9 protein-coding genes and 2 pseudogenes are annotated in these 16051 nt (G+C 58.6%); 7 read left to right on the top strand and 4 right to left on the bottom strand.

All coding sequences use genetic code 11. The features are described 5' to 3' along the window. Window positions 1–80 precede the first annotated feature (80 nt). Window positions 81–239: pseudogene (locus ACTRWG_RS12405) on the bottom strand (transposase domain-containing protein); the annotation flags it as partial. Window positions 240–334: 95 nt separating this feature from the next. On the opposite strand from ACTRWG_RS12405, the gene ACTRWG_RS12400 reads away from it, so the two are divergent. The 4 genes from ACTRWG_RS12400 to ACTRWG_RS12385 all read left to right on the top strand — a co-directional run bounded on the left by ACTRWG_RS12400 (window position 335) and on the right by ACTRWG_RS12385 (window position 6102). Beyond that, window positions 335–1348: a ligase-associated DNA damage response exonuclease gene (locus tag ACTRWG_RS12400; protein WP_027236265.1), complete on the top strand. Its 1014-nt coding sequence runs from the start codon at window positions 335–337 to the stop codon at window positions 1346–1348. After that, on the top strand, window positions 1348–2904 hold the full coding sequence (locus ACTRWG_RS12395) for a cisplatin damage response ATP-dependent DNA ligase (protein ID WP_027236266.1): 1557 nt from the start codon (window positions 1348–1350) through the stop codon (window positions 2902–2904). The genes ACTRWG_RS12400 and ACTRWG_RS12395 overlap by 1 nt, the downstream gene beginning before the upstream one ends. A 484-nt stretch (window positions 2905–3388) precedes the next feature. Further along, on the top strand, window positions 3389–4165 hold the full coding sequence (locus ACTRWG_RS12390) for a transporter substrate-binding domain-containing protein (RefSeq protein ID WP_027236267.1): 777 nt from the start codon (window positions 3389–3391) through the stop codon (window positions 4163–4165). 176 nt (window positions 4166–4341) lie between these two features. Beyond that, window positions 4342–6102 (top strand): methyl-accepting chemotaxis protein, encoded by a 1761-nt coding sequence (locus ACTRWG_RS12385; RefSeq protein WP_084299556.1) that lies wholly within the window; start codon window positions 4342–4344, stop codon window positions 6100–6102. A 493-nt stretch (window positions 6103–6595) separates the two neighbouring features. On the opposite strand, the gene ACTRWG_RS12380 is transcribed toward ACTRWG_RS12385, so the two are convergent. Next, entirely contained in the window at window positions 6596–7099 is a 504-nt protein-coding gene (locus ACTRWG_RS12380; protein WP_084299558.1) for a DUF995 domain-containing protein, read from the bottom strand. Between the two features lie 139 nt (window positions 7100–7238). Next, entirely contained in the window at window positions 7239–8150 is a 912-nt protein-coding gene (locus tag ACTRWG_RS12375) for a calcium-binding protein (protein ID WP_027236269.1), read from the bottom strand. Window positions 8151–8841: 691 nt separating this feature from the next. On the opposite strand from ACTRWG_RS12375, the gene ACTRWG_RS12370 reads away from it, so the two are divergent. Then, window positions 8842–12264 (top strand): glycosyltransferase, encoded by a 3423-nt coding sequence (locus ACTRWG_RS12370; RefSeq protein ID WP_462829373.1) that lies wholly within the window; start codon window positions 8842–8844, stop codon window positions 12262–12264. Continuing rightward, complete coding sequence (locus tag ACTRWG_RS12365; protein ID WP_027236271.1) at window positions 12261–14810, top strand: DUF3131 domain-containing protein; 2550 nt, start codon at window positions 12261–12263, stop codon at window positions 14808–14810. Before ACTRWG_RS12370 ends, ACTRWG_RS12365 begins: the two co-directional genes overlap by 4 nt. A gap of 54 nt (window positions 14811–14864) precedes the next feature. On the opposite strand, the gene ACTRWG_RS12360 is transcribed toward ACTRWG_RS12365, so the two are convergent. Then, window positions 14865–15314: a hypothetical protein gene (locus ACTRWG_RS12360; protein WP_209320202.1), complete on the bottom strand. Its 450-nt coding sequence runs from the start codon at window positions 15312–15314 to the stop codon at window positions 14865–14867. 363 nt (window positions 15315–15677) lie between these two features. Here ACTRWG_RS12360 and ACTRWG_RS12355 point away from each other — a divergent pair. Further along, window positions 15678–15865: pseudogene (locus tag ACTRWG_RS12355) on the top strand (IS5/IS1182 family transposase); the annotation flags it as partial. Between the last annotated feature and the right edge of the window lie 186 nt (window positions 15866–16051).

Below are 16051 nucleotides of genomic sequence, written 5' to 3'. Positions count from 1 at the left end.
GCTGTCCGCCGCAATCAGCGTAATAAATCTGCAGGCGGGAAGCCGTTATATATATGCGGCGTCTGGAGGGCACCGGGCTTTCAACTTGACGGCTGGAAGTTCCAGGGGAGGAGTTTGTCGAGCCGACTGGCAGGGTGACCTGCAGCGATGGCTTCGAGCGTGGCCTGGAGGTAGGCGAAGGGCTCGGCGCCGTTGGTCTTCGCCGTGGCAATGAGCGAAGCGATGCGGTCCCAGGCCTTTGTTGACCTCCCGAAGCGCATCCCCTTGCATGAAGCCCTTTTTACCTTAACTCCTTGTCGATGAGCCCAAGAACTTCGTAATTGAGGAGAGCAAATTGACAGTTTCACGCTCTCCAGAGCAGTTGCTCAACCCTCGCCCGGAGGGGCTGTATTGCCCGGCAGGTGATTTCTTCATTGATCCGGTGCGGCCAGTGCCGCGCGCAATGATTACGCACGGCCATGCCGACCATGCGCGCGCAGGCCACGGCACTGTCTGGGCAAGCCCGCAAACGCTGGACATCATGGCGATCCGCTACGGCGAGGCGTTTTGCGAAACCCGCGTTCCGGTGGAAGACAGAATAGAGATGGACGGCATCCGCGTGGCGTTTACGCCAGCCGGGCACGTTCTTGGGTCCTGTCAGATCACAGTGGAGGATGGCAGCACAGCTATCACCGTCTCCGGCGATTATGCCCGGGCCGGCAACCCGGCCTGTGCGCCATTCCAGCTGGCTCCCTGCGATATCTTCGTGACCGAGGCAACCTTTGGCCTGCCAGTGTTCAATCATCCCGCGCCCCTTTCCGAGATCGAAAAACTGCTGCGGTCAGTGACCGCGCAGCCAGACCGCTGCCATCTCGTCGGGGCCTACGCGTTGGGCAAGGCACAGCGGATCATAGCGCTCCTGAGACAGGCAGGCTGGGAGCAGCCAATCTATATTCACGGAGCGTTGCAGCGGCTGTGCGACTACCACATCGAGCAGGGCGTTGATCTGGGTGATCTGCGGCCTGCGACAACCGATGAGGGCAAGGCAGCTTTCAAAGGGCAGATCATCCTTGGCCCGCCGTCGGCGTTTGCTGCGACCTGGGCGCAGCGCTTTCCTGATCCGGTAATCTGTTTCGCGAGCGGCTGGATGCAGGTGCGCGCCCGGGCCCGCCAGCGCGGTGTTGAGCTTCCGCTGATCCTCAGCGATCACGCAGATTGGCAGGACCTGACCCGGACTATCCTGGAATTGGCCCCGCAACAGGTCTGGGTCACGCATGGCAGGGAGGATGCGCTGGTGCGCTGGTGTCAACTGAACCAGATCGCCGCCCGCCCGCTGCGGCTGGTCGGTTATGAAGAGGAAGCGGACTGATGCAGTCTTTCGCCACCCTTCTGGAGCAGCTCGCCTTTACGCCGTCGCGAAATGGCAAGATCGCTCATCTGGTGTCCGCTTTCCGCACGATGCCGGATCCGGAACGCGGCTACGCGCTGGCAGCAATTACCGGAGACCTTGCGCTCCGCAATGTGACGCCATCGCTTTTGCGGGGGCTGGTTGCAGAGGAAACCGATGCCGAACTGTTCCGCTTGTCTTATGATTTTGTCGGCGATCTGGCAGAAACCGTAGCTTTGATCTGGCCCCATTCCGGCACGGTGACAGACATGCCCCTGGCCGATGCGGTCGAGGAGCTGGCCGTCACCACCAAGGCAGAGCTGCCTGCCCTGATTGCCCGCCGTTTAACGCATATGACGCCTTCGCAGCGCTATGCCTATCTGAAGCTTGCCACAGGAGGTTTGCGGGTTGGTGTGTCGGCGCAGCTTGCCAGGAGCGCGCTGGCGCAATTTGGCGGTGTGGAGGTCACTGAGATCGAAGAGCTTTGGCACGGGCTGACCCCGCCCTACCTGCCACTGTTTGCCTGGCTCGAAGGCGGTGAGAAGCCGGTAAGCCTCGCGGCCGCCCCATTTCGGCCGGTGATGCTCTCGACGGCCATCAATCTGGAGGATCTGGCAGAGTTCGCACCAGCCGATTTCACGGCGGAATGGAAATGGGACGGCATTCGCGTTCAGGCGGTGAATGATGGCGGCACGAGGCGTCTTTATTCGCGGACGGGAGAAGATATTTCGCGATCGTTCCCCGATGTAATCAGCACCCTGAACTTCGATGGCACGCTGGACGGCGAGTTACTGGTAAAGCGGGCCGGTGAAGTCGCACCCTTTGGCGACCTGCAAAAACGTCTGGGCCGCAAGAAGCCAGGCAAGGCCATATTGGCGAGCCATCCCGCAGCGCTTCGGGTCTACGATCTGCTGTTTCTGAATGGCGAAGACTGGCGCAGGCGGCCGCTGGATCAGCGTCAGGCCGGCCTGCGTGAGATCGTGGCTGACCTCAGCGATCCGCGTATCGACCTTTCGCCCCCCCTTGCCTTTAACCGCTGGGAAGATCTGGCAGAGCTGCGCGCGAACCCGCCCGAAAGTGTGGTCGAGGGCGTCATGATCAAGCGCCTAGACAGTGCCTATATCGCTGGCCGCAAACGCGGGCACTGGTTCAAATGGAAGCGCGACCCGATGCTGGTGGACGCCGTCATGCTTTACGCGCAGCGCGGACACGGCAAACGCTCAGGCTATTATTCTGATTTCACATTCGGTGTGTGGCAGGGCGATCAGCTGGTGCCCGTGGGCAAGGCGTACTTTGGCTTTACCGATGCGGAACTGAAGGAACTGGACCGATTCGTGCGCGGCAACACCATCGACCGGTTCGGGCCGGTGCGTGCAGTCAAGCCTGAGCTGGTGCTGGAGGTGGCCTTTGAGGGTTTGAGTGAGTCCACCCGCCATAAAAGCGGCCTGGCAATGCGGTTTCCAAGAATCAACCGGATCAGGACCGACAAGCCGGCATCAGAAGCGGGGACGGTGGAGGAGCTGAGACAGCTACTTTGAGGCTTTGTTCTGGGTTGAGGCGGCTTCCGTCCTTCGAGCTGTGCCGCCTTGTCTGGCAGGGGTTCCGGCCCGGATCAGTGGACAATATCAGGTCGATCAGTCATCCATGTGCCGCACCAGCAGGCGGGAAACATAAATGTAACCGCCGACAGTGAACACACTCAAAACACTCGCACCCGCGGGACGGTCTTCCCTTCAGCAAATTCGCGCATTTGGGTTTGCCACCCCATGGAGCAAAAGTGAGCCCGCCCACACATACTGTCGTCAAAGAGAGCTACCCTATCCGGCGTGAGCCGGCCCTGTCGCCGCAACCTGCCTTGGGCTCTGATAGGCTGCAAAACGGCATAATTGCGGATGTGCTGAGTGTTTCAATCCTTTGCAGCCGTTGCCGGGACGTAAAATTGCGCAAAGCTGTCGCAATAAGCAACCCTTAAGATTCTCTATCTACCCTGCTTGCATCAACACTCGCAGGAGCAGAATAACAATGAAGACCCGTTTTGCCGCGCTTCTCTGCGCGGCTGCAGCCCTCATGTCAACACAAGCAATCGCCGCAGAGGTGGAAGTCCTTGTCGGGGACCTGCCGCCAATGGTCAACAAAGATGGCTCTGGCCGGGAGGCGGAGATCATCTCAACCACACTGGAACGTTGCGGCCATACTGCCAAGTTCACCATTCAGCCGTTCACGCGCCACTGGCAGTCGTTCGAGTCAGGAAAAGGAGACGCAGTCGCCACCGTGCCTGTCGGCATGCCAACCGCCGGCACGCAGACTGAACCCTACGTGTCCTATCAGAACGGGATCTCGTTTCTCAAATCCTCGGGTGCGCAGGTCAGCACGCTTGGAGATCTGAACGGTATGAAGATTGTCGCCTTCGAAGGCGCCGCCAGCATCATCCCCGGGCTTTCGGACGCGACCGGCGGCTTCAAGTCCTACCGCGAGATGGCCGATCAGGAAACACAGAGCAAGCTGCTGTATGGCAAGCGCGTGGATGGGATCGTCGGCGATGGCATGCTGTTTGCCGAATTCGCCCGCCACCTGCAGGAAGCCGGCGCCGCGTCGGGGGTGGATGCCAGTCAGCCGATTGAATTCCGTGCAATCTTCGAACCGACACCCTATGGCATGAGTTTCCGCGATCCAGCCATCGCCGAGGAGTTCAACCGCTGTTTTGCCGAGCTCGAAGAAGAAGGCAAAATCGCTGAGATCAATACCCGTTGGGCCGACAAATACCGCGACGCGCTGTCGGACAACTACATGTCCTATTGATCCCGGATTCAAGAACACAGCACCAGGAGGCAGAGGCGAAACCGGCTTTGCACAGCCTGTAAACGCAGGCTGTGCAATAGCAGGCCGTCATTGCCTGAATTTCGCGTTCGGCACCGGTAATGGCCTGGTGCCGGACGCCGCACGGGATCGTGCTCTTCAACTAAGTGGAGTGTCGGATGAGACGCCTGAAGAAACAAATTTTTGCGATGTCGATCAAGAAGCGGCTGCTGTTGCCGATCCTCGCATGCATCGTCCTTTCGAACGCTGCATACACAGCGTTTTGGGCGTCGAAACACTCCAGTGCGCTGCTTGAAGCCTTTGATAGCGAAGTTAACTTGGCGCAGACTTTTATGGCACCACCGGTGGCGGCTGCGGTTTGGGATTTCAACAGCGACGCGGCGCTTGGAGCGGTCCAAGGCGTGACGGAGATGCAGGATGCGCTGTTTGCCCAGGTCCTGGTGGACGGCGACCCGTTTGCCGAAATTTTCGTGGATGAAAGCCGCCGGGAAGACTGGACTGCTGCGGTGCCTGATCTTTTGGCCGCGACCGACGGCACGACGAGCCTGCAGGCGGGCGCGCTTGCCTACATCACCTTTCCTGTTATGCACCCCGAAGGCGGGCAGGTTGCCCAAATGGTTCTGGGCTTCAACAATGGCCGGGTGCAGGCGACGATCCAGCAGCTCTATCTGCAATCGGCTGTCATCAGCCTTGCGGTCTGCCTGATTGTCGGCCTTATCGTGTTCTTCTCGGCAGCCTCGGTGACCAAACCGCTGCATCGGATCATCAGTAGAATTACCGCTTTGAGAGAGGGCGATACTGTAAGCCCGGTGCCAGAGGAAGGGCGCAGCGACGAACTGGGGCACCTGGCCGGCGCCGTTGGCCAATTCATCGAAGCGATGCGGGCTAACGCAGAGCTTGAAGAGCAGTCGCACCGCGCCGCGGAGGAGCAGGCGGGCGTGGTGCGGGAACTGGCTGCCGGTTTGAACAATCTGGCCAAGGGATTGCTGTCGCACCGCATCACGCAGGAGATGAGCGGCGAATACACCACTCTTCGTGCGGACTTTAACCAGACGGCTGAGTCGCTGGACGGGCTGATTGGACGTGTGCTGCACACCATCACCGAAATCGAAGAGCAAACCAATCGCATGGCCCAAGGGTCCGACGACCTGTCGCGCCGCACTGAAACTCAGGCGGCGACCCTGGAACAAACAGCTGCAGCGCTGGACCAGATTACGACCAATGTGCGCGACGCTACCGAGCAGACAAGCTCGGTCGAGCATACGGTATCGGACACGCGCGCGGAAGCCTTGCGCTGCGGCGAGATAGTCCAGCGGGCCGTTGAAGCCATGCGCGAGATCGACGACTCAGCGGCCAAGATTTCCGAAATCAACGGTGTGATCGAAGGCATTTCTTTCCAGACGAACCTGCTGGCGCTCAATGCCGGGGTCGAGGCGGCCCGCGCGGGTGAAGCGGGCCGAGGTTTTGCTGTTGTCGCCTCTGAAGTGCGCGCCCTGGCGCAAGCTTCTTCCAATTCGGCGAACGAAATCAAAGACCTGATCGACGTCAGCTCGGAAAAGGTGAAAGCGGGTGTAGGGCTGGTCGATGAAGCGGGCCAAGCAATTACCCTGATCATCGAGAAAATTCAGAGAGTGTCAGAATTGGCGGTTCAAATAGCGGTATCCTCCCGTGACCAGGCAGCGACCATTAGCGAGATCAATTCGGGAGTGACTGAGCTGGATCGCGTTACCCAGGAAAATGCCAGCATGGTCGAGAGATCCAGCGAGCAAGGGCAGATGTTGAAGCAGGCTGCCGCCGAACTTGCGGAGCTTGCGGCGAGCTTTAAGCCCTCGCAGGAAATCTCCATCTCGGCGGTACAGAGCACAGCAACCGGAGCGTGGGACAACCAGGGTTTCAGTCAAACGCGAATGGCAAGTTGAACTGGGCTGCAACAATCTGGAACGGCGGGGCGTTCGCGCCCCTGAACCGCGCCGGGTTTGCCGGAGGCTGATTTCAGCTAGTAACGCGGCTTGATGCCAAGATTGCCTAGGTCTCTGCTAGCGCAACTGCAGCGAAAGGCTCCTTCGGCGGGTCACGGCGCAGCATCCTATAAGCACGGCAAAGGGCGCTTGCGTAAATCCGGCGTGTGCACTTCAATGGACGGAAAGGGCGGGTTCCTCGACAGCAACTTCTTGAAACGTCGCTGGCGGAGCCTGAAATACGAGCGCATCTACTTGCATGCTTGGGAAACTCGGTCGCAAGCGAAGCAAGGCGCCGACGAAAGGGGGGCTATACCCGCAAACGCCCGTATTCCGAATTTGGCGGCGGACCGCCCGCCGTTCGCTATCGGCTGAGGCAATATGAAACCCAACCCGGGCAGCAGGAGCGGCGATGAACTGCCGCCCGGTAGCTGGGCGACTTAGCTGGGGCTGATTACAACCCCAGTCGTGAACGGGCTTGCTTAACATTGGAATGAAACTTGTAGCCTTTTTTCATTCCAGAGTATTTCTTAATGCCAGAGTGCTTGCCAGCCAGCGGCCACCACTGCGGATCATTTGGCCAGCTGCGCCAAACTGTTCCCCAGCGGTCGACAACGTGGGCAATACAAGTTTCTTCGCCAAGACTCTTTCCTGCCCGGTTATCGCCGGGCCAGTACCAGGATAGCTGATGGCACACACGGCCTTGGGGGTCGATTTTCCATTCCCCGGCGCCCAGGCTGTCACTGTTTTCGCCGCACCAGGCACGAGCTTGCTGGTTGGGTGAGTAATAGATGCCGCCATTGCACCCTTCGGCCCAAATATCAGTATTCCCAGCATAGATACTCGCTATGAGTTGCGGGGGCGCGGGCTTGGCGCTGCGAGGTTTGGGGTCCGCGAGGACAAAAGTCGGGATGGTGCCCAAAAGAGCTGTGGCGACTAGTTTCGCAGCCAACTTCATGTGAAACCTCCTACGGTTAACAGCGGGCGGTCATTTAAGGCCGCCTCGGAATATTGCGTGGTCTTGCCTGAACCCGCATGACTTGCTTCCCCAAAGGCGTTGCCTTTCAAGCCAAGGCCGCTGCCGGGAAATCGTATCTTCAGAACAGGAAATTCGATCCGTCGTCGAGCTGTTCAACGGTCGTGTTTTGCACGGTTACTGTGACATTTCCGAAGTAGACGAACACGTCCTCGCCTTGCTGGTCAAAATCCACTCCACTCATGCCGGACGCTCCGCTTTTCACATGAATTTTGTCAATTCCGATTTCGAAGTCGGTAATAACGTCTGTGTGATCGTTCCGTCTGAACATGAAGACATCGGCGCCAGCCCCTCCGGTAAGCAGGTCATCGCTTTGCCCGCCAATCAGGGTGTCTTGCCCGCCGCCGCCCTGCAGGGTGTCGTTGCCGGACCCTCCAAACAGCTTGTCGCTTCCCTTGTTTCCGAACAGAGTGTCGTTTTCAGAACCGCCTGCAATCTTGTCGCGCCCGCCGCCGCCAATGAGTTCATCACTGCCGTCTTCGCCCCGCAACAGGTCCCGTCCGCGGCCGCCCAGCAGCCGGTCATCCCCTTCACTGCCTGTCAGTGTATCGTTGCCAGCTCCACCCCATGCGGTGTCGTTGCCAGTGCCGAGGCGGACAACATCATCTCCTGCCAGTGACCGGATTTCCAGACCGGTTCCTAGGTTCAAGGAAATGTCGTCATCTCCAGAGAAAAGGCTCTTCATGAGTTGCTTTCCACTCATGGCCTCATACTCCGCATAGGGAAGTGCGAAGCCCGAAATGGAGGCAAGCGACGTGTCACCGTCGGAGTAAGACAGCGAATAGATCTCCCAGTCGCTTTCGAGTATGCTGGTGAAGTTACCCGTCAGCGTCAGAACAGAGCCATCCAGGGCAGTCATCTCGATCGAGAAGCTGTCGTATACAGTACTCGCGGGCTCATCGAATTTCTCGAAGGCCAGGAGTCTGATCAGAGTAGGCGCGCCATTTAAGCCGCCGATAAATGCGTTAGCCATGGCATGTGTCTTTCTGCTGTGTAAACTTCATCGTGGTTATACCGGTAGAACAGGCCTGGGAAAAAACAATGAATTTTCAATAAATCCGTCCTGAGCGCCGCATTTAAAATGATTTTTGAGGTTAAAGCGGCCTGAGGGCGGAAACTGTTTCCAAGTTCTGAACTGTGCTGTGTGCAGGTGGTCAGCCTGCGGCCAGAGAATCGCACCGCCTTGTGCCTGGCTGGAAATCTGCAGAGGCGCCGGCAGTTAGATTGCTATGCATCTTGACCGCAAATTGCGCCAGATTTCCTTGGCCGCCAGGTTCTTAAGCAGCCGTTTAGCAGTCGCGTTCATTTGAGCTTTCTGGTGCGCGGCTGCGCCCACAGCAAATCTTTGTTTCAAATTTGCTCAACAATTCCCCGCGTGGCGCGGGATTGTCAGCCCATTTGCGGCGCCACCAAGTGAATTTCAGAGAAAATTTGAGGAAATTTTGACAAAAGCGGTTTCAGGCAGGAAGTTGTCTGCCATGTAGCCTGATCTGCTTGTCTTGTGCGGAATCACTGTGGGGACGGTCTCCGCGCACAATAGACAGCAGTGTTGGCCTGCTTGGGGGTCGGGGGACCGTGGCTAACAGTAGTGATGTTTTCCGCTTTGCAGGTGTGTGCCTGCCAGCTCTCGAGATGCAGCGCGCCTGCATTCGGAGGGGGCTATATTGAAACGGTTTTCCTTTCATCAGGACAGGCTGGAGACCGTCATGTCGTCACGCAAAGTGTTCGACGACCCAAAACGAGTCCGGGCCCGCCGGGTTAGGGCTATGGTGATCGCCTTCGTTACGGCGGTCCTGTGCTGGGCGATCCTTTTTCTTGACGGCTCGTTTTCGTTGCAGTCTGCGCTGCGAGAGCTGAATCCCTTTTATCGGGACAACCGCAGCCATGTTCATTCAGCCCTGGACAGCAACGGCCAACACGACCTGACCCACTTGGCGTCTGCGTCAACGCTGCCTCAGGCAGGGTCCGACTGCGAAGCAGGGCGCAAACAGCCCGTGTTTTCGGCGATGGCGGACACAGGGGTTCCGCGGGTCTTCGGCCATGTGCCCGTATCGTCAGAAGGGGCGTTTTTGTCGCTGGAAGACAGTTGCGGCCAAATGGGCGTCGTTGTGCCGGAATGGATCAGCATCGTCGAGCAACAGGACCGCCTTGCAGTTTCGGTAATCAGCAAGGACACTCGGATTTCTGTTGAAGAGCACATGTCCGGCACCTCTGTGCGACCGCAACTCCTGCCGGCCGTTTTGCTAGGCGCGAACAGGACAGAAGAAGCTTTTCTGGAAAGTATCGCTGATGCTGCACAAGCGTCGGAGCTCGCTGAAGGTATGGCCACCGCTGTGGCAGCCTTGAACGCCCAAGGGGCGTGCCTGGATTTCACTGGAATGGCCCCTGAAGCGTTCCAGCGTCTCAGACCGCTGATGACGAGCTTTTCTGATACATTCCGCGCACGCGGGCTGACAGCCTGCACCATCCTTGCGGGCAGCCAGCCTGAGTGGAAAAACGCGGATCTGACCGATCTGTTTGACCAGATTATCCTGAAGCTCTTTCAGGAACCTTGGGCGGAATCCGTGCCGGGGCCGCTTGCACCGTACGGCTGGATTGAGGATGTGACAGCTGAGGCGGTCCAAGCCGTAGGTGCAAAAAAGTTGGTCGTCGCGATCGGGAATTTCGCCGTTGAATGGACCTCTGGTTCATCAAAGCCGGAGGTTCTTTCTTACTCGGAAGCGATGCAGAGACTGAGCACCGCCGGAGCGGAGCTCCGCTTCAGCGCAAAATCCTCAAACAGCTTCAGCCGCTACCGGGACGCACAGGGGCGGCAGCGCAAAATCTGGATGCTCGACGCCGCATCCGCGCACAACCAGCTGCTCCGCCTGAAAGAGCTTGGTATTGCCAATGTCGCTGTCTGGTCGCTTGGCCAGGAAGACCCCGGCATCTGGAAAGTCCTGCAGCATCAGAATGCTGCCAAGGATGTTCTTGCAGCTGAACTGACCGTTGCGGAGCTCAACAACTTTGTCGATTACAAGGGGCAGGGCGCCTTCATTCGAATAGACCAGCGCGCATCGGCTGGTGTCCGTCAGCTATCCTTTGACGCCGAAACCGGGCTGGTCACGAACCAGACCTACAGCCGGTTGCCAAAGCCGTATTCGATTGAGCTTTACGGCAGGCCTGACCGGCGCAAGCTTGTGTTGACCTTCGATGACGGCCCGCACGAGAAGTTCACCAAGGAAATCCTGGACATCTTGCAGGAAGAACAGGTGCCCGGTTCCTTCTTCGTTGTTGGCACCAGTGTCATGAACTCTCCCGATCTGGTCGCCCGGATGATTGATGAAGGGCACGAGGTTGGCGCGCACAGCTTCTCCCATCCGAGAATGGACCAGATCTCCCAGACCCGTGTCGACCTGGAATTTGCGCTTTTGGACAAGATCCTGGCTGGATCAGCCGGCCGGAAAACCATGCTCTACCGCGAGCCGTTTCAGCGCCGCGGCGGACCGATCAGCGCCGAACGTGCAGCCTCGCTGGAGGCTGCCGAAGCCCGCGGGTACACTATTGCCGGTATGGAAATCGTCCCGAAAGACTGGGAAGGCTGGGACAGCGGACAGATTGCAAACTATGTGATCAGCGAGGTGGAGCAGGGGAGCGGCAACGTCATTCTTTTGCACGATGGCGGACAGGACCGCGCGGCGACTGTGGAAGCCGTCCGCCCGATTATCCGGTCACTGCGGGCAAAAGGCTATGAGTTCACGACGCTCGCGGATCTTCTGGGCACCAACCGCGCGGCCCTGATGCCTGTTGCCGAAGGCGGCTCTCCGGTTTTTGACCGGGTTTCGTTCTCCATGGTCTGGATGGCGCAACAGGCGGTCGTGGTTGTTTTCTGGGTGGTGCTTGCAATTGGCCTTCTCCGCTCGGCCGGCATTCTGATCCTGGCGCTTTTGAACCGCCGCGAACGGTTTACGCCCTTGCAGAGGCAGCCGAAGGTCGCCGTGGTGATCCCTGCCCACAACGAAGCAAAGGTGATTGCCCAAAGCGTCGAAAGCGTCCGTTCGAGCGGTTACAAAAACCTGGAAATCATCGTTGTGGACGATGGCTCGACCGATGACACGCTGATCGAGGTCCTGAAGTTCGGCCACAAAAGCGAGGTGCGCCTCATCTCGCAGCCGAACCAGGGCAAATGGAGCGCGCTGAACAGAGCCATCCAAAGCACCGACGCAGAATTTGCTGTTTGTATCGATGCGGACACGCAAGTCTGCAAAAACGCGATCACGCATCTCGTCAGGCATTTTGCAGACCCGAAAACCGGCGCCGTGGCAGGCAAAATCATCGCAGGTAACCGCGTGAACCTGCTGACCCGCCTGCAAGCGTTTGAGTATGCGACCTCCCAGAATGTCGAGAGGAAGGCATTCGACCTGATCAACGGCATCCTGGTGGTTCCCGGGGCCATTGGCGCGTGGCGGATTGATGCTTTGAAAAAGGCGGGGTTGTTCAGTGAGGAAACCCTGACTGAGGACACCGACCTCACAATTCAGGTGAACCGGGCGGGCTACAATGTCGTCTTTGAGCCTAAGGCCAAGGCATACACCGAAGTGCCGGAGAAAGTGGGCCAGCTCCTGAAGCAACGGCTCCGCTGGTCGCTGGGCATGTTCCAAAGCGCCTGGAAGCATAAACGGGCGATCATCGAGGGGCGGTCTATCGGCCTGGTGTCCATTTCGGACATGTTCGTGTTCGGCTATGTTTTCCCGCTGCTGGCCCCCATCGCAGACCTGTTCGTGATCGTTATGCTGTACCACCTTATGGCAGGCGGCTGGACAGGCGATATCGGCAGCACGCAGCAAGTGCAAACGGCGCAATACCTTTGGGCCTTCTTGGCGCTGCCGGCCTTGGAACTGCTGATTGCCGCTATTGCGATCACCTCTGATGAAGACGAAAGCAACTGGTCCTTGCTGCTGTTCCCGCTGCAGCGGCTGGCTTACCGCCCGCTCCTGTATTTTTCGGTCATCCGCTCGATCCTGCGTGCCGTAACCGGGCGTTTAGCCAACTGGGGTACCGTCAAACGTCACGGGCGTGATTACGGTTTGGTGGCTGGCAACACATGAGACGCAGATCATTTCTGAAGTCGGCGGCGGCCAGTTTGGCCCTGTTACCGGAGAAGGGAGCCGCTTCCTCGCTGTGGAAGCTTCCGGCGCAAGCCTATCCGGTTGTTACGGACATCGGCGAGGACGTCTCGATCCCGCATCTCATTGCGGTAATAGATGCCTTCCTCGACCGGAACATTCCGCTTGCCTGCGTGGTCAATCCTTTTGACAAGCAGGGCCGGGCCTATACTGCGAAAAGCAAGCTGGCACAGGTGCTGAACGGGTATATGCTCGGCAGCAACGGTTTGGATGTTGTGCCCTACGTTCCGGATCTGGCGTCGCTTTCCGAGCATTTTCAGGCCCGGGCCGCCCATGAGGCTCTCTCTGCCATGAAAATCATGATGCGGCCGGCGGCGTCTGCCCGAAACTCTGCCCACCTTATGCAGACAATCGCATGTGCGGATCAGGATGCCCCTGCTGCTCCCCGGGGGGTGCGTTCCGCTGGCATCCTCAATCTCCTGTCGGTTCCGGCGCAGTCGGCTCCTGTGCGCTCTGAGACTTGGGAAAACGGTGTCGTGCGGCTTTTTGGCGGCACGGTGCAGTCCCTGAGGGATTTCAATGGAGACGTGGAAGCTCCCGGTTATTCCCCCAGCCAGAACATACTCTACCTATCGGCCCGGGACTTCTCCCAAATCGCTCTGAACCAGCTGGAAACAGCTGCGGAGCGTTTCGCCAGCGCGCTTTCGCACCGGGAGCTGGATGGGGATTTGTCTTTGTTGCCGGTGACAGACATCCAACTGCGCGACAGCTACGGGTTCAAGCGTGTGGTGTGCCTGCATGTACTGCAACCGCAGGAGAATGATCGCGATCAGTTGTCCGCGTACTCTGCCTTCACAAAGTTTTTGCAGTCGGCGGGCATTCCCCACTCCACCGGGGGCAAATCTGGCGTGCGGTCCGGCAGCGCTTTTTGGGTTCGAACCGAATTATCGCATGGAGACGCTGTAGCTGGCGCTGGGCGGCCTGGCATGTTCCCCATCTTTATCGAAGACCGCAGTGCCGTTAAAATCCGGACAGTCCGGCCGCTGGGACCGGGCATCGGTGTGGCCTTTTCTGCCGAAGACGCTGGAACTCAAGGGGTAGGGCGCGCTGGTTTCCTGCAGTTCCAGAGACGCGTTGTCAGCGGCAGCGGCGTGATGGAGGCTTTCCAATCCGCGACGGCCGGAACCGCAGATGCAGTGGTTTTCATAAAGCCCGAGGCAATAGCATTCCCGCCGGAGCGGCGGGCACTGGAAGGCTTTCTGAAGGACATGCTGACTGACGAGGGGACGAAGTTTCTCCGTCTTGAGGAGTTCGCACGGACCGTTGCGCCTTCAGGGCCTTTGCCCTCCCGGTACCGAAAAACGGCTGCAACGGCGCCAGAGCTGATAAAGACACGGCAGCGCCTCGGGGATGCCGGGCGGGAAGAGCTTCTTGAAGATGCCCGCGTGGCTTGGCGGTATTTCGAGAAATTCACCGACCCCAAGACGGGGCTGTGCCCTGCGACCGTGGACTTCGCTCCGGGCGGGCGGCATCACGAGGCCGTCACGATGTGGGATGTCGGCAGCCACATCAACGGGCTTTTGGGCGCCATGCAAATCGGCTTGATCAGCCAGGACGAATTCACGGCAGCAATTCGCAAGATCCTGCCCAATATTGCGGGCCGCACGTCGCAGGGCCGCCACTTGCCGCAAGGGTGGATACGAACCGATCGCCGCAAGTGGGGCAACAAGAACTTTGACGGCTCCGATGCGGGCCGGCTGCTCGCCGCCTTGGACAACCTGCGCCGGCACAGCAATTTCGGCGATCAGCTGGAGGAGCTTGTTGCCTCTTGGCATCTCCAGGAAGTGGTTATTAATGGCGAGATTCACTCGGTCACAAACGGCGAATTGAAGACCTCATACGTGTCACACAGCGCCCATTATTCGGCCTTGGCCTTCCGGCGGTGGGGGGTATCTGTAAAGTCCCCGTATGAGGTCTTTGCCAACCGGTCGGCGGCTGACGGGCAGATGGCGCTGCTTGAAGCTGCGGCCAGGATCGGGCCGATTGGCGCAGAGCCCCTGTTGCTTGAGGCTATGGAGTTGGGGATGTCCCAGGAGAGCGCCTATCTGGCTGACGTGCTGTTTGGCGCGCAACTGGAGGATTTCCGCGAAACAGGCCGGCTCATCTGCGTCTCGGAAGGACCAATCGACAAGGCCCCCTGGTTTCTCTATCAGGGGCTGCAGCTGGATGCGCAGGAGCGCACTTGGGCGTTTGACACGGTCGGGCAGGAGCCCGAGTACAGAACGCCGGAGTTCCGCAAGGAAAACCTGGTTGTCAGCAGCAAAGCAGCCTTTCTCTGGTCGGCCTATCAGCCGCATGACTACTCCGAAAAACTTGTCGGGTTCGCCAGAAGTGTTGCCAAAACCAAAAACGGGTTTGCGTCGAGCATCTACCTGAAAACCGGGCGGCCAACCGAGGCCTATTCCGATTTGAACACTAACGGTGTAATTCTGCAGGCAATTGCCCATCGTCTTGCCGGTTCAGGCTGATTGGAATGAACAGGCAAGACGCGGAGTTGCAAAAGCCCGCACTGCGGCTTTGCGTTAAAAGGTGGTGCATCCGCTGGCCGCGATCTCTCCAGGCGACACCGGATAACCCGGCCGTGGGTTCAGGATAACCGGCTGAATGCCGGTGATGCGGTTCATGCAGCCGTCAACCCAGCTTTCACTGATGCCCTTACCGCCCACGTAGATATCCAGCCAGTCATGGCCTTGATAGCCACTGTGGCACGGTCCTGCCTGAGGTTTCGGCCCGTCACCGCACAGATCCTCGACAATTGCATACCGTTGCAGGTTCTTGATGTAGAACTTCGTGCCTGCCGGGTAGTCCATGTAGCTGCGGCCGTTTCGTTTCACATGGCCGACCGCAAGGGTCACCGGGTCCTCGTAGGTTCCGGTCCCGCCTGCCTTCCGGTGGATCACTGGACGGGCAATCTGTGCCGAGCCGCGAGGGGTATTGTCCCAATAGCTGTAGCCCGTCAAGAATGCGTTCATGGTTTGTTCCGTTTCATACGCTGCAGTTCCACCCATTCCCCCAGCCACGCTCTCGTCAACCAGGAGCCGCGTGCTGTGCATTCCATTCAGGGTGTCATTTGCTCTGTCCTGAACACTGCAGCCTGCTGCAGCAAGCAATGCCCCGGCTAAAAGCGCAATTCTGGAAACTTTGTGAGTCATACTGTCATCCTGTTTAACTAGGTACCCAGGAAGCTGCAGAGCAGTTTGAAATCGCAGCTGCCAACAGCGGCAATATGCACGTTAGAAGGTAATAAGGGATTAAAACAAAAGAGAAAATTTTAGTCATCCTGGAACTTTAGGTGCTCAGTCCCGGAATCTGGTGGACTAGTTCAGATGGGGCATTCCGATGAAAAGGCGATCATGATCGGCGCTATCTACCTGAAGGCACATCGCACGGCCTCAAGCCTGCGGCTGAAAAAGGGGGGCGGATGCCTGATTGGCGTGCCAAGGGCGGAATGAACCCCGAGCTGCACGCAGTCACTGATGCCAATGGCCGCCCCAAAAGATCCTTCATGACCGCCGGGCAGGTTCCCGTAATTGGCCGCCATCATGGATTGGCACTCGCGAAAGGTTCTTTACTGGCGCATTTCGAATACGCTGGAGGCTGGCTTTTGCGTCGAGGCGCTGAACGAGGCCATTCTCAACTTCGGCGCGCCAGTGATCACTTCTTGGCGATCCAGACGCCTGCAAGATGACTGCGGCAGAACTTTGTATCA

The sequence above is a fragment of the Leisingera sp. G5_S3_59_S7 genome (assembly GCF_054968485.1).
The sequence above is the reverse complement of the archived record's forward strand: the minus strand, read 5'-3'. Positions and strand labels throughout refer to the sequence as shown.